This is a genomic window from Hymenobacter psoromatis (genome assembly GCA_001596155.1).
In the GTDB taxonomy this organism is placed as follows: Bacteria; Bacteroidota; Bacteroidia; order Cytophagales; family Hymenobacteraceae; genus Hymenobacter.
Genome location: CP014771.1, coordinates 1,854,329 through 1,872,926, shown reverse-complemented (window position 1 = coordinate 1,872,926; position 18,598 = coordinate 1,854,329). Strand labels below are relative to the sequence as shown.

Here is an 18,598-nt window from a genome sequence, read left to right as displayed (position 1 = left end):
TGCTCGACCCCAACTAAACCCACTGCCTTGCTGCATCTTGCCAAAACAGTTGAAAAAATTGTGGGCTAGAAGCGGACGTTTTATTACCGTTAAATTAATTTTTTCGTACGAGGGACCAGCAAACCCTGCTAGCATTTTACCATTCCACTCAATTCTTTTGCACATGCACCAATTTTCTTCTACACTGCGCCGGCTGCTGCCGGGAGCGGCGTTGCTGTTGGCCGGGCTGGCGGCCACACCGGCGCAGGCCCAAACGCCCGACCGCAAAACGGCTATCGGGGCCAACGCTAGCCTTCTTCAATACCAGGGCAACCTGGGCGGTGACTTCGGCGTGCTGCACCTCCCTGCAAAAGTGGGGATAGGCGCTCACATCACCCGCTACCTGTCGCCTACGTTTGACTTGAGCCTGCTCGGCAATTACCAGAACGGCTTCCGCTTTATTGCAGATGCTGCGCCGCGCAACGAAATCAACGCCCGCATTGCCATGATTGACCTTGGCCTGAAGCTGAAGTTCAACAACGGCAAGTTTATTAAGGAAGACGCCTTTATTCAGCCTTACCTGATGGGTGGCGGCGGTTACTTCATAGCTAATAGCAGTGGCAACTACCTCACCTTCAACCCGAACCTAACGGCCACGCCTGGCCGGTTCTTCAACCAGGTGCGCCGGCCCGAGGTGTTTGGCCAGGCTGGCCTGCGCTTCCGTCTCTCGCCGGCCGTAGGCCTCGATATTACGGCTAGCCAGCACTATGCCTTCACCAACGATAATATCGACATCGACAATTCGAGCACCGGCAAGTACTACGACCGTTTTCTGGTGTATGGTGCTGGCCTGACGGTAGCGCTCGGCAAAGCCAAGGACACGGACGGCGACGGCGTGCCCGACCGCAAAGACAAGTGCCCCAACACGCCCTCGGGCGTGAAAGTGGACATGAACGGCTGCCCGCTTGACACGGACGGCGACGGCGTGCCCGACTACCAGGACAAGTGCCCCGACGTGAAGGGCCTGGCGGCCCTGCAGGGCTGCCCCGACGCGGATGGCGACGGCGTGGCCGATGCTGACGACAAGTGCCCCAACACCCCGGCCGGCGTGCGCGTCGATGCCTCGGGTTGCCCGCTTGATGCTGACGGTGACGGCGTGCCCGACTACCTCGACAAGTGCCCCGGCACCCCGGCCGGCGTAAAAGTGGACGCCACCGGCTGCCCGCTCGACCGCGACGGCGACGGCGTGCCCGACTACGAGGACCGCTGCCCCGACCGGGCCGGCCCCGCTTCCAACAAAGGCTGCCCCGAGATTAAAGCGGAGGACAAGAAAATCCTCAACGAGGCCACGAAGTACATCAACTTCGACTTCAACAAGGCCACGCTGAAAGCCTCGTCGTACCCGAAACTGGAGCAGATGGTGCAGATTATGAACGAGTACCCCGACTACTCGCTCAGCATCGCTGGCCACACCGACAGCAAGGGTGCCGACGACTACAACCTGCGCCTGAGCTACGAGCGGGCCGCCGCCGCCCGCAAGTACATGCTGGAGAAAGGCATTTCGGCCGACCGCATTGAGGCCCGTGGCTATGGCGAAACCAAGCCGATTGCCAGCAACAAGACGGCCGCCGGCCAGGCCCTGAACCGCCGCGTGGACTTCGACCCCTACCTGACGGGCGAGACGAACGCTGCCGAAGCCAAGTATGGCCCGGCCCCGACGGTTTCGGATATCAAGGCCGAAGGCAAGAAGCTGCCCGGCAAGAAGACGACCGGCACCGGTGCTCCCCGCAGCCGCAAGGCTCCGATGAAAAAGACTTCGATGAAAAAGGCGCCAATGAAAAAGGCTCCCGCTCACAAGAAGTAAGCGACTCCAGCCAGTTGGCTGACCTGAAAGGCCGCCCGTTCCCTAGTGGAGCGGGCGGTTTTTTTTATGGGGTAGGGAGAAGATTTTGGTGGGCTCGGCGCGTACTTTGGGCCACCTGCCGGGGGTAGGGGTTTTTGCTGATATTATGAAAAAGACAACCATCGCGGTGCTGCTCAGCGCGGGCCTGGGCATCCTGCCTGCCACTGCCAGCCGGGCCCAATCCACGCCGCCTACCCCCGCCTTCACGCCCCAGGTTAGGGAGTTTATTAAAGTGAGCGCGCCCGTGGTGGCCCTCACCGATGCCAAGGTCATGGACGGCACCGGCCGCCCCGCGCTGTTGCACCAAACAGTAGTGCTGCGCGATGGCCGCATCGAGCAGGTGGGCCCCAGCAAAAAAGTGAAAGTGCCCGCTGGTGCCGAGGTCATCAACTGCGCCGGTAAAACGCTGATTCCCGGCCTGGTAATGCTGCACGAGCACCTCTACTACACCATGCCGGCGGGCGGTTTTTTCAATATCGCCCAGATGCCGTATTCGTTTCCACGCCTCTACCTGGCGGGTGGGGCCACCACCATTCGCACGGCCGGCAGCATCGAGCCGCAGACTGATTTGGCCATTCAGCGCCTCATCAGCGAGGGCAAGTTCATTGGGCCCGACATGGACGTGACCGCGCCCTACATGGAGGAGCCGGGCATGGATATTCCGGCCCTGAACACCGTGAAGGGCCCCGCCGACGCGGCCGCCAGCACCAAATTCTGGGCCGATAAGGGCTGCACGTCGTTCAAGATGTACATGCACGCCACCCGCGCCGACCTGGCCGCCGTGGTGGCCGTGGCCCACGCCCGCCACCTCAAAGTCACCGGCCACCTCTGCGCCATCACCTACCGCGAGGCCGCCGAGGCGGGCATCGACAACCTGGAGCACGGCTTCATGGCCAGCTCCGACTTCGCGCCTGGCCACGTCACCGATGCCTGCGACTACCCCGCCGCTCACCAGGGCCTGCTGCGCCAGCCCGCCAACAGCCCGGCCGTAACTGACCTCATCAAGTTCCTGATTAGCAAGAATGTGGCGCTCACCTCTACGCTGCCCGTGTTTGAGCCCTACACCGGCCGCGAGGTGGTGCTGGGCGGCGGCCTCGGCGCGCTGATGCCGCAGTTGCAGGAGCGCGAAACCAAAACCTGGCAAGCCAACCAGGGCAAGGACTCGGCCAGCGTGGCGCTGTTTAAGAAAGAGCAGGGCTGGGAAAAGCAGTTTTACGACGCGGGCGGCCTGCTGGTGGCCGGCACCGACCCCACCGGCGCGGGCCGCACCATCGCGGGCTACGCCAACCGCCGCGAAATCGAGCTGCTGGTCGAAGGCGGCTTCACGCCCATCCAAGCCATTAAAATCTGCACCCTGAACGGTGCCAAATACCTGGGCCGCGACCGCGACATCGGCACCATTGAGCCCGGCAAGCAGGCCGACCTAGTGCTCGTGAGCGGCGACCCCGAGCAGGATATCCGCCAGCTCCGCCAGATGGAAATCGTATTCAAGCACGGCATCGGCTTCGATTCGCCCAAGCTCTTCGAGTCGATGCAGGGCAAGGTCGGGCTGAACTGAGGGGGTAGGGAATTACCCCGGTAGCGGCTGCGGACCGAACGCTGTCGCGAGTGCGCCACGGTCCTGACTTGTAGGGAATTACCCCGGTAGCGGCTGCGGTGTGTAGGTAGGCCCGAGGCAGCGCGGCCCCTCCTTGGTCCAGGCCAGCTTGTCGATGCAAAGCTCGCGCTCGGTCATGGCAGCGTTCCAAGCGTGGTACACCAGGTACTCGGTGCGGCCGTCGGGGCTCATGGTGTGGCAGTGGTGGCCGGGGCCGCGCACGTGGCCCGGCACCGAGTGTAGCACCCGCGCTCCGGCATCGGAGCCCGAGTCGGCGTAGGGGCCCATAATGTGCTCGGCCACGCAATAATCGACGCCGTAGCGGTCGGTGAGGAAGTTGGCCCCGCTGAAAAAGCAGTAGTATTTGCCGTCGTGGAGCCGCGTAAACGGCCCTTCCAGCGTGTGCCACTGGGCAAAGGTGCGGTTGCCGTAGAGTGGCATGGTGCGGTTGGCCTCGAAGAGCGTCCAGGTGTGGCGGGCGCGCAGCACCGTGCGTGACTGGCCCGCCAGCTGGGTCATGCTCACCAGCTTATCCACCACCAGCCCAGTGCCGGGGTAGTAGCCGTCGTCGGTATCGGTGAAGTCGCGGGCGTAGAACAGATACCACTGGCCATCAGTATCTTGAAAAGCGTGGGCGTCAATGGTAAACTGGCTGTCGGCCACCGGCAGGGCCGCGATTTCGGTGTATGGCCCCTCCGGCCGCTGGCTGGTGGCCACGTGCAGCTGGTGGCCCACCGTGGCCCCAATGGCCCCGCCGCCCCGCGAATAGTACATATAAAACGTACCCTGGTGCTCAACAACTTCGGGTGCCCAGAAATCAAATTCTTCGCTGCCCGGCGGGGGGGTAAGGGCCCCGCCCAGCGGCCGCCAGTCCACCAGGTTGTCCGAAGTGAGTAGCGTGAAAATGCGGCCATCGGGTGTGCGGCCCCGGCCGGTGGTGCCAAAGCCGTAGTAATGCCCACCGTGCCGCAGCACGGAGGGATCGGGAAAATCACGGCGCATCACCGGGTTGGTGTAGGTGCGGGCCGCCGCGGCGGGGTAGGGGCGCATAGAGAGCAGAGCCAGGCCGGCGGCCGAGCCGGTTAGAAAATGACGGCGGGTAGGCATCAGAGGAGGGGGTAGGCGGCTTCGCGGCCGGGAGTGAGACGCCCCGAAGAGCGACGATTCTTACCTACGCGTCCGGCAGCGTCGCCTCATACGTGTCGGCATACTTGAACTCTTCCAGCCAATAATCGGAGCTGATAACGTTAAACACCACGCTATCAGCGGTTTTATCGCTAGGCGTGAGCTGCCACAAAATGGACGGTGCCTCGGCAAAGTCGCCGCCCGCCAGCTGCTCGCTAAACAAGCGGTGCAGCAGCGCGTGGTCGGTGAGGCCCTGGGCCAGCAGGCGCAGCAGCGGTGCCGCCGGCTCTTGGTCGAACACGGCCAAATCGGAGGGGGTAGGGGCCGTAATTTTAACCTTGAACTCGACCGCCTGCGGGTGCGGAAACTTGCCATTGTAAGCTGTGTATAGCAGCTGCGTGGCGTTGAAAAAGCCTTCGTGGAGGGGCAGCTGCGGGTTTTCTTCCCACAGCTTCTCGGTTTCCATCTGGTGAGCCAGCTGCTCCAGCTGGCCGGGTTTCAGCTCATCGGCAAACAGGTAGGTAAGCACGGCCTCGGCGGCGGCGGCGGGCTCCAGGTCGGTGAGGGCCATCTGGCACATCTCCTTGAGCTCGGCTGGGGCCAGGGCTTCGGGGTTGTCGTAGTCGAGTTGCTTGAGCAGGGCCAGGTAGTCCGTATTTTGCCAGGCAGTGGGTAATTCGGCGAGGTGCTGAAAGGAAAGTCGTTCGACGGTGTAAGTTGACATCGGAAAGATAAAGTTGATAATACGTGCCCCCTTGTACGCATGCTGGCCGCCTACAACCGAAACCACGTAGGTAGGAGCTGTTGCCCCTGATGCTAAAAAGCCTCCCTACCCCTCGCTCCTGCCCCATGCCCCTCACCGACGACCCCGCTGCGGGCAGCTTCTCGGCCCCGCCCAAAATTGAGTTTATCGACACGCCCGGCGCGCCCAACCGCAACGTGCGCGTTATCGAAGACTTCACCTTCACCGAGGCCAACGATGGTGCGGTGTGGGCCGCGCCCAGCGGCAGCATCGTCGATGGGGCCAGCATTCCGCAGGTGCTGTGGTCGTTCGTGGGCTCGCCCTTCACCGGCGACTACGTTTATGCCTCCATCGTGCACGATGTGGCCTGCGATGCGCGCACCCGGCCCTGGCGCGACGTGCACTACATGTTTTACCAGGCCTGCCTGGCCGGCGGCACGGCCCCCCTGCGCGCCAAGCTCATGTACCTGGCCGTGCGCAACTTCGGCCCGCGCTGGCCCGACCCCGGCCCGGCCGAGCACTTTTCCTTCGGCCGGCCCACCAGCGCGGCGCTGGCGGCCAGCCCCGCCATCAGTGCCGAAGGCCAGGCGCGCTACCTGCGCCGCGCCCAGGCTTACCTCGCCGCCCACGGTGCTCGGGCGTCCATCGAGGCCACCGATGTGTACGCCTCGCGGCCCGAATGACCTAATCACCAATTACTTGCTCGAAAACGATTTCATTGTGTAGGGAATGGAATTTTCGCTCAGCAGCAAAAATATTCTCTCATCGTTACCTAACAGATTTTGGAAAATACGCCCATCCCTACCCCCGCCACTTCGCCCGCTACTATCGTGGTAGCCGGCGCCACCGGCGACCTGGGTTTCCGCATCGCTCAGGAGCTGCGCCGGCGGGGTGCCACCGTGCGCGCCCTCGTTCGCCCCGGCAATACCAAGCCCGCCGTCGCTTTGCTGCGCGAGCAGGGGGTAGGGATTTTGGAAGTCGATTTCAACGACGTGGCCGCGCTCACCTACGCCTGCGCGGGCGCAGCCTGCGTGGTATCGGCCCTTTCCGGCCTGCGCAGCGTGATAGTGGATGCCCAAACCCACCTGCTCGATGCGGCTGTGGCGGCCGGCTTGCCGCGCTTCATCCCCTCCGATTTTTCCATCGACTTCACCAAGCTGCCCGAGGGTAGCAACCGCAACCTCGACCTGCGCCGTGAGTTCGGCCGCCGCCTCGACCAGGCACCCATCCGGGCCACGTCCATCCTCAACGGCATGTTCATGGACCTGCTCACCGGGCAGGCCCCGGTGGTCCTCTTCAAAATCCGGCGCGTGCTCTACTGGGGCTCGGCCGACCAGCCGCTCGACTTCACCACCACCGCCAACACGGCCGCCTTCACCGCCGCCGCCGCCCTCGATACTACTACCCCCCGCTACCTGCGCGTAGCCGGCGAAGTAGCCACCGTGCGCGACCTGCAAGCCGCCGCCAGCGCCGCCACCCGCCAGCGCTTCGGCCGCCTGCGCGCCGGCGGCCTGTGGCTGCTGCGCCTGATGATTCGGGTGACGCGCCGCCTCGTGCCGGCTCCCAACGACGTTTTTCCGCCCTGGCAGGGTATGCAGTACCTGCACAATATGTTCACCGGCTTGCCCAAATTCACTTCGCTGGATAACGACCGGTATCCTGAAATCAAGTGGACACCAGTGCGCGAGGTGCTGGCAACGCGTAACTAGCGCCTGAAATCCAGTTATTTATTGCGCCAGGTCCACCCATAGCCCGCCGCAACTGCCACGGGGCTACCCCCGTTTTCATCCCCAATTCCCCGATTCTATGAAATCCTTCCTGCTCCTCGCCGCCGCCTGCGCGCTCACCGCCAGCGCCGCCCTGGCCCAAACCGCCGTGCCCTCCGGCACCGTGCCCGGCTCCCTACCCGTCGTTACCCCCGACATGACCAACGCCGGCAGCCCGCGCGCCCCCAAACACGCGGCAAAAGTGCCCGGCCTGGACCGCCGCGACCAGAAAAGGCTGCGGAAAATGGGCCACAAAGCAGCCAAACCCGTCCCCATGAAACCCACGGCCAACTAACCGGGCTTCTCACAAACTCTTCTCATATAGATGATTAAGTCGCTGATTTCTGGCGGCTGCGCAGCGCCTGAATACCCATCATTTACTAATATTTCCATGAAATCTTTCCTGCTTCTGGCCGGCATTCTTGCTTACAGCACCAGCGCGGCCCTGGCTCAAACCGTATTGCCATCGGGCGCGGTAGCGCCGACTGGGGTGACATCGCCTGCAACTGGCGTTCCCACAACGCCCGCCACCCGCGACGGCGACAGCCCCCGCGCCGCCCGCCACGACAAGAAAGTGCCCGGCCTGAACCACCAGGACCGTAAGCAAATGCGAAAAATGGATAAGATGCACTATAACTCTGACTCGGAGAAGCAGGCAGAAAAAAAATAACTATCCGCGCCGCCCGGCCACTGGGGCGGCCATAGGCGCTGAGGGACCTACCCAGATTTCTAGTAACTTGGTGCTATGAGAGTCGCCCTTGAATTAGAGTTTCCCGACGAGCAAGCTGCGTCTGTAATGCGACAGTTGCAAAGCCTGCCAGAAATGACCATTCGCTTTCTAAAAACGGATGCGCTAGTGCAGCCTGCCAGCCAACTCAGCAGTAAAGAATGCTTGTCATAGCAAGAGCAACATGCGCTGCTCGACCAGGTATTTGGTTCTTGGTGACAGGACGAAGGCGAAGAAGACCTGCTGAGCCAGATTTACGGTTCCCGCCGCGACGCTTCCCAAGAGGTTGAGCTATAAGTTGTTAGCACTTTCATAATTATCACTTGCTAGAATTAGTATGCCAACTACCCTGTTGTTAGAGCCTACCAATGATACTGACCTGCATTTGCTGCTAAGCCTAGCGCATCGGCTGGGCGTGAAAGCTACTGCCTCCCCAGCGGCTACCCTGTCGCTGGAGGAACGGGAGCGGCGCTTTCTGGCCCTGTTCGGTACTTGGCAATCGGACGAAACGGGCGACGAAATTAACCAGATGCTGCAAGCATCCCGCCAGAGTAACCGCCCCGACGTAGAACTATGAGCGCTGGCTATTTGCTCGATACCAACATCTGCGTACACTTTCTGCGCGGCGAGCACCAACTCCAAGCCAAATTTGCCTCACTCGGTTTAGCGCAGTGTTTCGTATCTGAAATAACCGTGGCTGAGTTGCTATTTGGGGCAGCTAATAGTGCGTCCGTTTGGCAGGCTCGCCAGCGGCAGCAAGTAGCAGAGTTTCAGGCACTGTTTGCCGAGCAAGTACTACCTATCAGCCCGGCACTTGCCATATTCGCCGAGCAAAAAGCCGCCTTGCGGCGCACCGGGCGGCCGATAGATGATTTTGATATTCTGATTGGGAGCACGGCGTTGGCGCATGGCCTTACCCTCGTCACGCGCAACATCCGGCACTTCACCAATTTTTCTAATCTGGTGCTGGAGAACTGGATAGACCAACCGTAGCACCCTCCGAAATACTCGCCTAACGCCCGCGCCCGCCGCGCCGCCCGGCCACTGGGGCGGCGGCAGGCGCTAGAGTAGCTATGGTTGCTTTGCAGTATCTTGGGGCTATGAAAGTTGCCGTCGAATTAGAATTTCCCGCTGAACGGGCCGCTGCTGCTTTTCAGTGGTTGCAAAGCCTGCCTGCTGACATCGTCGCGCACTTTACCAGTCGCCAGCCGCACGGGCTGGTTGCGCAACCAGGCAAGGAGGAACTATCGGTAGCTGAGCAGCACCAGTTACTGCACGAAGTATTTGGCTCTTGGCAGTCGGATGAAAGCGCGGAGGAATTAGTACGAAGCATCTACGCCGACCGACAAGACCAGTCCCGCGAGGTAGATTTATAATGCCCTACCTGCTCGACACCGAAGTAAGTTAGCGTCTCTACGCAATTCTAATTATCTTTCCACCACGGTTTTAGCTTCATTTACTTATGCCCACTACGTTGGTTTTAGAATCTGCCAATGATGCTGACCTGGATTTATTACTTCATCTGGCTCGGCGCCTAGGCGTGAAAGTTACGACGACTCCCTCGCTCAAGACTTCCGACGCGGAGCAGGCGCGCTTACTGGATGAATTCGCGGGCTCTTGGCAGTCAGACGAAGACGGAACTGAGTTGGCCCGCCAAATCCGGGAAGCACGCTATTTCCGCGACCGCGACGTAGAACTGTGAGCCAATACCTGCTCGATACCAACATCTGCATTCATTGATCGAAAGATGAATTCAGCTTGCGTCAAAAGGTGCAGCAGATTGGCGTAGAAAATTGCTTTCTCAGCGAGTTGACCATTGCCGAGCTGATTTACGGCATCGCCAAAAGCGCCCCGTCCAAACAAGCGGCCAACCGCCATTCAATCTCCATCCTGCAACAGCTTTTTGCTGGCCGCATTTTGCTGGTCGGCACCTGCTTTGAAGCATATGGCTTGGAGAAAGTGCGGCTACGCGCCTTGGGCCGCCCCGTTGATGAGTTCGACCTGATGATAGGCTGCACGGCGTTGGCCCACAGCCTCACGCTTGTCACGCGCAACACCCGTCACTTTGCGCCCATCGCTACTTTGATACTAGAAGACTGGATAAACCAGCCGTAGCGCCCTCCGAAATACCCGCCTAGCGCCCACGCTCACCGCGCCGCCCAGCCACTGGGTGACTTTTCATACTCTATTGTCCTACATTCGTCACAGTTCACCTGCCCGCCGCCACCCCACGCCCCGCCGGTCCCGCCTGCGCGAAACCACCGCTGCTGGCGTAGCTTCAGCTCCTGCGCGCCCCCCCGCCCGCTGCCCGCGCCGCTGAAAGAAACGGGCGCTTCTTTAGTAGCTTTGCTTCTGACGGTAGTTGCCGGAACTAAGCCGCACTACCTTGCTTTAATCCGCTATGATTTACACGCTCGAAATACCCGACCAAAAGCAGGAGTTTATTAAAGAGCTACTGCAAGCATTTTCCTACGTAAAGCTTACGCCGGAAACGAAGCCCGCCAAGAAGGCAAAGCAGGACGCGACCGAGTACCTGATGAGTACCCGAACCAACCGGGAACGACTGCTAGCGGCAATGGAAGAAATCGAACGAGGCGAAACCACCGTTCGGGAATGGCCGCAACAGTAAACATCTCCTGGACCACCTACGCTTGGGAGGACTACCTGTACTGGCAGCAAAACGACGAAGCCATTCTGGCGAAAGTCAACGAATTACTGAAAGAATGCGTGCGTACGCCCTTCACCGGGCGCGGCAAGCCCGAACCGTTGAAAGGTGACCGCAAAGGCTTCTGGTCGCGCCGCATCACGCAGGAACATCGGTTCGTGTATCGGCTAAGCGGCGATACCATTTTCATCGCTCAATGCCGCTTCCACTACGACGATAAGTAAGCTCGCTGCCCATTCTTTTTCCGCACCTATGAAACGCCCCGCTGACCGCAAGCCAAGCTATCGCTGGCTGGAAGTGCTACCCCCGCCCATCAATGCCGAGCGGCTGGCCCAAGCCCGTGCGTATGCCGAACAATCCAAGTTTGAAACGCTGTCGGCAGAAGACTTGCAGCGGATGCGCCGCAGTGCGTATGCGTACCTGCTTTAGCTAAACCGCCTCACGCCCCGCCGGTCCCGCCTGCGCGAAACCACCGCTGCTGGCGTAGCTGCCGCTACTGCGCCCCCCCCGCCCGCTACCCCCGCCGCTGAAGAAACAGGCGCTTCAATTACTTGTGCTCCAAAGCGGGGGTAGTGGGTTGAAGGGTTCGGTAAGCGTTAAGGAGAGTGGCGAACCTCTCCTCCTGATAATCAATTAACTTTTGCACCTCAAATTCTAAATCAGCAACCGAACGAGCATCACTAACGGCTGCTAGCAGCCGAGCTTCAAACTTCTGAGGCCAAGTCACAGTGCCTGGTTTGAAAACGTTAATGCGCTCATCCAGAATTTTGAGTCGTCTTGCAATCAGTTCTTTTTCAGGCTGAATATCAGTCACGTAGTTTTCTAGTCGCCGATAAGCGGCAAAGAAAGACTGCATCACATCCTCGTGGATTCGTTCCATTCGCTCTGCATATGGTCCTTCAATTCGTTTTTTAGAACGCAACTTAGCATTTGCGAGGTCGGGAGTAGACATGATATTTGGGTTGGTGGTTCCTAAAAAATAATGGCTGGACATGGTATTTGCAAACCATCTGGTCTGAAAGCGAAAATTTAGACGACTGATTATGCTTACGAAGAATCAAGAAATTATTTATAACCGTTTGTTGGGTTTATTACGGTTTGACAATCTTACGGTCAGGGAGAGATATTTAAACGAACTTTCTAAAAATTTGGAAATAGAACGAGTTTATTGGAAACTAACTGCCGAGTACATTTTTAGAAGCCCAGTGTCTGAACAAGACATCGTTTTGGATAGAGGCAAGATTTCTGACCATGTTGTTGATTATGTAGAATCATCTTATGTGTCAGCAAGTGAAATAGCTGACTTTTCATTTTGTCCAGCTAGTTTCTGCATAGGAAAAAGCTTTAAAAAGATAGAAACAAACGAAACTAAATTAGGTACCGATTTGCATCTCGAAAATAGGCTTATCACTGTTGCCAAAAAAGGCGAACGCTCACCTTTAAGCCACAATGCTTATGCTGTTTCGGTTAAAAATGAAAAGACAAATTTCTTTTTCGCTGACGTTTGCTCTTCAGAAGTGGAATATTTAGGGCACGCGGAAAAAACTGAGAATTTGTTCAGTAGCAGGGGTAATTTCGTGGGTCAGCCTGATTATATTTTCAAAAATAAAATCGAGCAGAAATTTATAGTAGAAGAAAAGTTTCGATACATTAAACAATCAAACAGTGATTTAAACGCTCGACAAAGTCATAAGCTACAGTTAGCTTCATATTTGTTTGGGTTGGATTCTGTAAATGCAGCGTACGGGTACTTAGTGTATTGGAGCTATGATTACGTAAACGAAAAACCTGTTGTTCAGCATTGTAATGTGCTCAAGATTGATAAGGCCCAACAATTTAAAATTGAAATAACTGATATTTATAAGAGCATCATCAAGCTAAAATCCGGCTACGAAATACCTTTTAACGTGGGCAGTTTAAATCCGGCTAAGTGCGTGAATTGCTCAGTCGCCAAATTCTGCTCTCACAAGACCGGGACTTTTAATGTTCTGTCATTGCCCTATTCAGAAAAGTTTTTTGGCGTTAAAAAGTATAGAGGTGGAAGCGACCACTGAAATTTCGTCCGAATGGATAATTTTCGAACCATGTGTTCCCGCCAAAAAGTCCGAAATACTTGCTTAGCACCCGGTTTGCTATCCCTCTCGTACAGACTTCCTAACCCGAATCACCTACCAGAACCTAGCGAATCATGGACTTTAAAAACTTCACCATCAAGGCGCAGGAGGCCACCGAACTCGCCAGGGCCAACCAGCAGCAGGCCCTCGAAACCGGCCACTTGCTGAACCTTCTCTGGTATCTTCGTGGTAGTGAGGAAAACCAGTTACCTGTAAACCTGCCGAATCATGGGTACTACCGACAACAAAAAGCCGCAGTCCGCTACCGCCGCCAGCCTGACGAAAGAAGAGCGGTTAGCGCAGGCCCGCGAGTATGCCAAGCAGTTCAAGTTTGACACGCTTTCGGAGGAGGATTTAATCCGCTTGCGCCGTAACGCCTATAAATATGCCATTTGAGCGCGAGCTAGGTGAAGGCTATTCGTTTCATTACCGCAAAGGGCCGTCTCACAAGGATGGCCCTTTGGTTTGCACGCCCTACTACACGTTTCGCACCCGCAAAAACCGGCGCTACGTGGTAGAAGCCGAGCAATACCAACACCATGTGTACGTGCTGAAATATTACCCGCTGGCGCTCAAGGCCTCGCCCAATCGATTTAAGCTGCTGGTGAATGATGGCGATGCTTTCCGCATCCTGACTACCTGCACGCAGATTTTCCTGGATATCTGCCGGCGCGATGTCTTGGCTTCGGCTGGTTTTGTGGGGGAGGCATTGGTAGGGGAGGGGTCAGTCAGTACGAAACAATTCCGCGTCTACCTCAAAATGGTGACGGCTTTTATTGGTCCGATGCGCTTTGTCCACCACCCGCTGCTCGCTATCAGCGCGTACTTTCTGGAGTGCCGCGCCAACCCTGAGCCAGAGTTGCTGGCTACGGTAGAGCAGATGTTCAGGGATTTATACATTGTGCCCGACGCGATAGAAAACGGCAAGCCTATTGCGCCGGACGGACCAGCCTGAAATTATGGCGTAGTGAGTTGGTGATAAATTGCATTTTTCCGTCAAAAAGTCCGCTTTCCCCTCTAGCACCCCGTTTGCTACGCCTTACGTACAGCTTCCTAACCCGAAGCATCACCTAAGACTCTAGCATCAAAATGGACTTTAAAAACTTCACAATCAAGGCGCAGGAGGCCGTGCAGAAGGCCACTGAGCTAGCGGGAGCCAACCAGCAGCAGGCCATCGAAACCGGCCACTTGCTGAAGGCCTTGCTCCAGAACGACGAGAATACCCTGAGCTTCCTGGGCAAGAAGGTGGGCGCGAACCTGGCCAATCTCGGCCAGCGGCTCGATACCATCGTGACGGCCTACCCCAAGGTGAGCGGCGGCTCGCCCTACCTCGCCAACGACGCGGCCAACGCCGTGCAGCGCGCCAACACCCAGATGCGCGACATGGGCGACGAGTTCGTGTCCGTCGAGCACCTGCTGCTGGGCATCCTGGGCGGCAAGGATAGTGTGGCTACGCTGCTGAAAGACAACGGCTTTACCGAAAAAGACCTGAAGGCCGCCATCCAGGAGCTGCGGGGCGGGCGTAAGGTCACCAGCCAAACGGCGGAGGAGCAATACCAGAGCCTCAACCGCTACGCCGTGAACCTGAACGAGCGCGTGCGCCAGGGCAAGATGGACCCCGTAATCGGGCGCGACGAGGAGATTCGGCGGGTGCTCCAGATTCTGAGCCGTCGCACCAAGAACAACCCCGTATTGCTCGGCGAGCCGGGGGTAGGGAAAACCGCCATTGCCGAGGGCCTGGCCCAGCGCATCGTGGCCGGCGACGTGCCCGAGAACTTGAAAGACAAGGTGTTGATGAGCCTCGACCTAGGCCTGCTAGTCGCAGGGGCCAAGTACAAGGGCGAATTTGAGGAGCGCCTCAAGGCCGTTATCAAGGAAGTGACCGACTCGGAAGGGCAGATTCTGCTTTTCATTGATGAGATACACACCCTGATTGGGGCCGGCGGCGGCGGCGAGGGCGCGATGGATGCGGCCAACCTGCTTAAGCCTGCTCTGGCGCGTGGCGAGCTGCACGCCATCGGCGCGACTACGCTCAAGGAATACCAGAAGTACATCGAAAAGGACAAGGCCCTGGAGCGTCGCTTTCAGGCCGTGATGGTGGATGAGCCGAGCGTGCCCGACGCCATCAGCATCCTGCGCGGCATCAAGGAGAAGTACGAGCTGCACCACGGCGTGCGCATCACCGACGATGCCGTGATTGCGGCCGTGGAGCTAAGCAGCCGCTACATCACCGACCGCTTTTTGCCCGATAAGGCCATCGACCTGATGGATGAGGCCGCCGCCAAGCTGCGTATCGAGCTGAATTCCATGCCCGTAGAGCTGGACGAGGTGCAGCGCCGTATGATGCAGTTGGAGATTGAGCGCGAGGCCATCCGGCGCGAAGACAACCACGACCGCGAGGCCGTGCTGAGCAAGGAGCTAGCCGAGCTGGGCAGCCAGCGCGACGAGCTGAAGGCCAAGTGGGAGGGCGAAAAAGCCGTGCTCACCAACATCCAGACCGAGAAAGAGAACATCGAGCGCTTCAAAACCGAAGCTGAGCAGGCTGAGCGCCAGGGTGAGTATGGGCGCGTGGCCGAACTGCGCTATGGCAAGATTCAGGAAGCCGAGCAGCGCCTCAAAATATTACAAGACGAAGCCAACGCCCAGAAGGAAAACGGCGGAATGCTCCAGGAAGTCGTTACCAGTGAGGATATTGCCGAGGTAGTGGCCAAGTGGACGGGCATCCCCGTGAGCAAGATGCTGCAAGCCGACCGCGACAAACTGCTCAACCTCGAAAACGAGCTGGGTAAGCGCGTGGCCGGTCAAAGCGAGGCCATCGCCGCCATCTCGGATGCCGTGCGCCGCTCGCGCGCCGGCCTGCAAGACCCTAAGCGGCCCATCGGCTCGTTCATCTTCCTGGGCACGACGGGGGTAGGGAAAACCGAGTTGGCCAAGGCCCTAGCCGAATACTTATTCAACGATGAGAACGCGATGGTGCGCATCGACATGAGCGAGTTTCAGGAGCGCCATTCCGTGTCGCGCCTCATCGGGGCGCCTCCCGGCTACGTGGGCTACGACGAGGGCGGGCAGCTCACGGAGGCCGTGCGCCGCAAGCCCTACTCGGTGGTGCTGCTCGATGAAATCGAAAAGGCGCACCCCGACGTGTTCAACATCCTGCTGCAAGTGCTGGACGATGGCCGCCTCACCGACAACAAAGGCCGGGTAGCGAACTTCAAGAACACCATCATCATCATGACCTCGAACACGGGGGCCGACATCATTCAGCGCAATTTCAAGGACCTGCCCGAGCACGACCCGGAGGAAGTAGAAGTCATCGTGGACCGCACCCGCGACGAGGTGATGGACCGCCTCAAGGAGCATATGCGCCCGGAGTTTCTGAACCGCATTGACGAAATCGTGCTGTTCCAGCCCCTCAATCGCCGGGAAATCCGCAAGATTGTGGATATCCAGTTCCGGCAAATCCAGCAGCGCCTGGCCGAAGCCGGCATCAGCCTTGAAGCCACCGGCGAGGTACTCGACTACCTCGGCGAGCAGGGCTTCGACCCGCAGTTCGGGGCGCGGCCGTTGAAGCGCGTGTTGCAGCGCGTGATTCTCAACGAGTTGAGTAAAGAGATTCTCTCCGGCCGCGTATCCAAGGATACCGTGGTGGAGGCGGTGTTGGAGGATGGCGGCGTGCGATTTGAGAACGTGGAGATGCCGACCGTTTAACTGCTGGTTTTGAATGGTAAAGCCCCGCTGGCATTGTGCTGGTGGGGCTTTTTATTTTTGAAAACGCTGGTAAATACCTTCCATTTGCTGAATATGCACCACGACTGGCAATGCCCAGGCAACGGGTTTACCTATTTGCTGCAATGGCTGACCGGGGGTAAAATCAGCTAGTTGCCGAATTACCGGGCCCGTGTTATCGTAGAGTTGGAGCCGGTCGAAAAGCTGGTAGTGCCGTTTCAGTAGCGACAGGCCATTGGAATAACGCTGCTGAATCAAAGCTAATGGCACATCGTGGCCACCTTCTAGTACCCGTTGCGCTACGCGGCTCTGACATAGCGCCACCGAATTCAACCCAACGTAGCGAAATTCGAGGTGGTAGCCCGCTTTTTTCAAGGCGTTGAACAAGCCGTAATCCCGTTCGCTGGCGGCGTTGGTTTCTATGACAAACGATAGTCGCTGCGCGAGCCACGTGGTCAACTGCTGCCGCAACGCGGCATCTACTTCGGCTGCCCCTAAGCCCTGTTGATACAGGCTATCGCCGTTCAGGCGCGGCACGGCCACTGCTTCGTACTGAAAAAGCGACGTTTTACCCGCACCATTTGGCCCGGCCAGGATATACACCGTAGGCGCGGAAACAGGCATCAGTGCCAGATTAGTCAGCCAGAATATCTATCCGGCCCGTTGCGGGCCATTCTTGCACCAACTGACTCTGGGCATTGCGGTAAGTCAAATAGGAATTGGCTGCTTTGGCCCGCGCCCGCACAAATTCCTGAAAGCCCCGCTTAAACTCCGGCGAGGCCACCCGTTCGGCCATGTTGGCGAGGTTGTCCAATTGCGCAGCTAAGGTAGCGGACTCAGAAGGCGGCGAGGGAGAAATCATGGGTCGGATGCTCAATAAGCAGTATGGGTAAAGTAACGCCAAAGTTTCGGAAAAAGGTGCGTCCGCCGTATCGTGGGCAGCCAGTTCAAGCAAATCCAGCAGCGTCTGGCCGAAGCCGGCATCAGCCTCGAAGCTACCCCCGAAGTGCTCGACTACCTCGGCGAGCAGGGCTTCGACCCGCAGTTCGGCGCTCGGCCCCTCAAGCACGTGTTGCAGCGCGTGATTTTGAACGAGTTGAGCAAGGAGATTTTATCTGGTCGCGTGTCCAAAGATGCCGTCGTGGAGGCGGTGTTGGAGGATGGCGGCGTGCGGTTTGAGAACGTGGGGCTGCCGACGGTGTAGGGTGGTGTATGTTTGTGGGGAAGCTCCGTCGGCGTGGTGCTGGCGGGGCTTTTTACGTTTCCGGTTTATCTGAATAATTCGTCTAAACGGTGTATCTTGTTGCGGCGCTATGCGACTGCCAAAAATCTCGAATAAAAAAATCAGCGCGGAAATGTATCCTAAGCAAGGCCTCTACAATTTGGATTCCCGTTTTGCGTTCGGCAAGTACGCAGGCTTATCAGTTACACGAGTGTATAGCGGAAATCACATAGAATTAGTAAATCGTTACAGAGAAATGCTTTATGCGTCTTTTGAAAAAATATTCTCAAAAGAAACTTACAAAGAAGTTGATAATAGAATTACCGGCCCTCACATAAATATAGAAGGTATAGACGAGGAAGGCTGGGTTGAGTTTATTTTGGCTTTCTACCGTGGAGCGCAATGCGATTTTATAGTCGACGGTAACAAAGTTAAGTTAGTTGTGAGTAAAGGAGGGATGCTAGACAAAAAATTATCAAAATTCGCTTGTGAGTTAGCAAGCAAATACATGACTGGTGACCTTCAACAGCATTGGGTTAATGGAATTGGTAAACTTCGGCCTGGAATTGAATTTTATATAGCCGACGATTTTGAAGACAAGCTAAACGCTGCGGAGCCAAATCCAGAATATATTTATTGGTGCATTAGAAATGTGGATGGATTTTGTCTTCCCGGTAATAAGAATGAAATAACCGGCCTAAATGAGAGTCCAATGTTTGACTTTGACTCGTTCAAAACTAAGGATATAAAGGCCGATTTCTCTTTTGAATTCCAAATGAATTTAAAAGTCCATTTCAAATCAGCAGATAAGCGAACTATAACTGAAAATTATAGGAAGCTGACAGAATACTTAGAAGACCAAAAGACCCTTGATTCTAGGCAAGAATATTATTCTGATGATGATAATGAGGGATATTATGATAATGAGAAATATTATGATAGAGACGATGATGAGGAAAATATAATGCGTGGGTTGGAAAGTGGAAATGGCGACCAGTTTGGTTTCTAGATGATTTGCGCTCACCTATAGCC

22 protein-coding genes are annotated in these 18,598 nt (G+C 57.3%); 17 read left to right on the top strand and 5 right to left on the bottom strand.

Annotated features, from left to right (window positions below):
• Positions 1–163: 163 nt before the first annotated feature.
• Together A0257_07965 and A0257_07960 are read left to right on the top strand one after the other, a co-directional pair.
• Positions 164–1,843 (top strand): hypothetical protein, encoded by a 1,680-nt coding sequence (locus A0257_07965; protein AMR27052.1) that lies wholly within the window; start codon positions 164–166, stop codon positions 1,841–1,843.
• Positions 1,844–1,928: 85 nt separating this feature from the next.
• A complete protein-coding gene (locus A0257_07960; protein ID AMR27051.1) occupies positions 1,929–3,440 on the top strand; it encodes a hypothetical protein in 1,512 nt (503 codons plus the stop codon).
• Positions 3,441–3,518: 78 nt separating this feature from the next.
• On the opposite strand, the gene A0257_07955 is transcribed toward A0257_07960, so the two are convergent.
• Together A0257_07955 and A0257_07950 are read right to left on the bottom strand one after the other, a co-directional pair.
• Complete coding sequence (locus A0257_07955; protein AMR29669.1) at positions 3,519–4,529, bottom strand: glycoside hydrolase; 1,011 nt, start codon at positions 4,527–4,529, stop codon at positions 3,519–3,521.
• A 121-nt stretch (positions 4,530–4,650) separates the two neighbouring features.
• The gene (locus tag A0257_07950) at positions 4,651–5,328 is read right to left on the bottom strand and encodes a hypothetical protein (protein ID AMR27050.1); all 678 of its coding nucleotides are present in this window, start codon (positions 5,326–5,328) and stop codon (positions 4,651–4,653) included.
• Between the two features lie 125 nt (positions 5,329–5,453).
• Between A0257_07950 and A0257_07945 the strand changes: the two genes are divergently transcribed.
• The 11 genes from A0257_07945 to A0257_07895 all read left to right on the top strand — a co-directional run bounded on the left by A0257_07945 (position 5,454) and on the right by A0257_07895 (position 10,728).
• Positions 5,454–6,029 carry a hypothetical protein gene (locus tag A0257_07945; GenBank protein ID AMR27049.1) on the top strand — a complete coding sequence of 192 codons (576 nt, stop codon included), beginning with the start codon at positions 5,454–5,456 and terminating at the stop codon, positions 6,027–6,029.
• A 99-nt stretch (positions 6,030–6,128) separates the two neighbouring features.
• Complete coding sequence (locus A0257_07940; protein ID AMR27048.1) at positions 6,129–7,055, top strand: NmrA family protein; 927 nt, start codon at positions 6,129–6,131, stop codon at positions 7,053–7,055.
• A 97-nt stretch (positions 7,056–7,152) separates the two neighbouring features.
• A complete protein-coding gene (locus tag A0257_07935; protein ID AMR27047.1) occupies positions 7,153–7,407 on the top strand; it encodes a hypothetical protein in 255 nt (84 codons plus the stop codon).
• Positions 7,408–7,503: 96 nt separating this feature from the next.
• Positions 7,504–7,782: a hypothetical protein gene (locus A0257_07930; GenBank protein ID AMR27046.1), complete on the top strand. Its 279-nt coding sequence runs from the start codon at positions 7,504–7,506 to the stop codon at positions 7,780–7,782.
• A gap of 394 nt (positions 7,783–8,176) precedes the next feature.
• Positions 8,177–8,416 (top strand): hypothetical protein, encoded by a 240-nt coding sequence (locus tag A0257_07925; protein ID AMR27045.1) that lies wholly within the window; start codon positions 8,177–8,179, stop codon positions 8,414–8,416.
• Positions 8,413–8,832, top strand: a complete 420-nt coding sequence (locus A0257_07920; GenBank protein AMR27044.1) for a DNA-binding protein — start codon at positions 8,413–8,415, stop codon at positions 8,830–8,832. Before A0257_07925 ends, A0257_07920 begins: the two co-directional genes overlap by 4 nt.
• Positions 8,833–8,939: 107 nt before the next feature.
• Complete coding sequence (locus A0257_07915; GenBank protein ID AMR27043.1) at positions 8,940–9,215, top strand: hypothetical protein; 276 nt, start codon at positions 8,940–8,942, stop codon at positions 9,213–9,215.
• Positions 9,216–9,301: 86 nt separating this feature from the next.
• Positions 9,302–9,541 carry a hypothetical protein gene (locus A0257_07910; protein AMR27042.1) on the top strand — a complete coding sequence of 80 codons (240 nt, stop codon included), beginning with the start codon at positions 9,302–9,304 and terminating at the stop codon, positions 9,539–9,541.
• A 68-nt stretch (positions 9,542–9,609) separates the two neighbouring features.
• On the top strand, positions 9,610–9,954 hold the full coding sequence (locus A0257_07905) for a hypothetical protein (protein ID AMR27041.1): 345 nt from the start codon (positions 9,610–9,612) through the stop codon (positions 9,952–9,954).
• A 286-nt stretch (positions 9,955–10,240) separates the two neighbouring features.
• Positions 10,241–10,468 (top strand): hypothetical protein, encoded by a 228-nt coding sequence (locus tag A0257_07900; GenBank protein ID AMR27040.1) that lies wholly within the window; start codon positions 10,241–10,243, stop codon positions 10,466–10,468.
• The gene (locus tag A0257_07895; protein AMR27039.1) at positions 10,453–10,728 is read left to right on the top strand and encodes a toxin YoeB; all 276 of its coding nucleotides are present in this window, start codon (positions 10,453–10,455) and stop codon (positions 10,726–10,728) included. Before A0257_07900 ends, A0257_07895 begins: the two co-directional genes overlap by 16 nt.
• 323 nt (positions 10,729–11,051) lie before the next feature.
• Here A0257_07895 and A0257_07890 read toward each other — a convergent pair whose 3' ends face one another.
• Positions 11,052–11,384, bottom strand: coding sequence for a hypothetical protein (locus A0257_07890; protein AMR27038.1), 333 nt, complete (start codon positions 11,382–11,384; stop codon positions 11,052–11,054).
• Positions 11,385–13,003: 1,619 nt separating this feature from the next.
• Between A0257_07890 and A0257_07885 the strand changes: the two genes are divergently transcribed.
• Both A0257_07885 and A0257_07880 read left to right on the top strand, forming a co-directional pair.
• Positions 13,004–13,573: a hypothetical protein gene (locus A0257_07885; GenBank protein AMR27037.1), complete on the top strand. Its 570-nt coding sequence runs from the start codon at positions 13,004–13,006 to the stop codon at positions 13,571–13,573.
• 134 nt (positions 13,574–13,707) lie between these two features.
• Positions 13,708–16,326, top strand: coding sequence for an ATP-dependent chaperone ClpB (locus A0257_07880; protein AMR27036.1), 2,619 nt, complete (start codon positions 13,708–13,710; stop codon positions 16,324–16,326).
• A 51-nt stretch (positions 16,327–16,377) separates the two neighbouring features.
• On the opposite strand, the gene A0257_07875 is transcribed toward A0257_07880, so the two are convergent.
• On the bottom strand, positions 16,378–16,947 hold the full coding sequence (locus A0257_07875; protein ID AMR27035.1) for a hypothetical protein: 570 nt from the start codon (positions 16,945–16,947) through the stop codon (positions 16,378–16,380).
• A gap of 31 nt (positions 16,948–16,978) precedes the next feature.
• Entirely contained in the window at positions 16,979–17,158 is a 180-nt protein-coding gene (locus A0257_07870) for a hypothetical protein (protein ID AMR27034.1), read from the bottom strand.
• Between the two features lie 120 nt (positions 17,159–17,278).
• Between A0257_07870 and A0257_07865 the strand changes: the two genes are divergently transcribed.
• On the top strand, positions 17,279–17,548 hold the full coding sequence (locus A0257_07865; GenBank protein AMR27033.1) for a hypothetical protein: 270 nt from the start codon (positions 17,279–17,281) through the stop codon (positions 17,546–17,548).
• A 109-nt stretch (positions 17,549–17,657) separates the two neighbouring features.
• A complete protein-coding gene (locus A0257_07860; protein AMR27032.1) occupies positions 17,658–18,575 on the top strand; it encodes a hypothetical protein in 918 nt (305 codons plus the stop codon).
• Positions 18,576–18,598 lie beyond the last annotated feature (23 nt).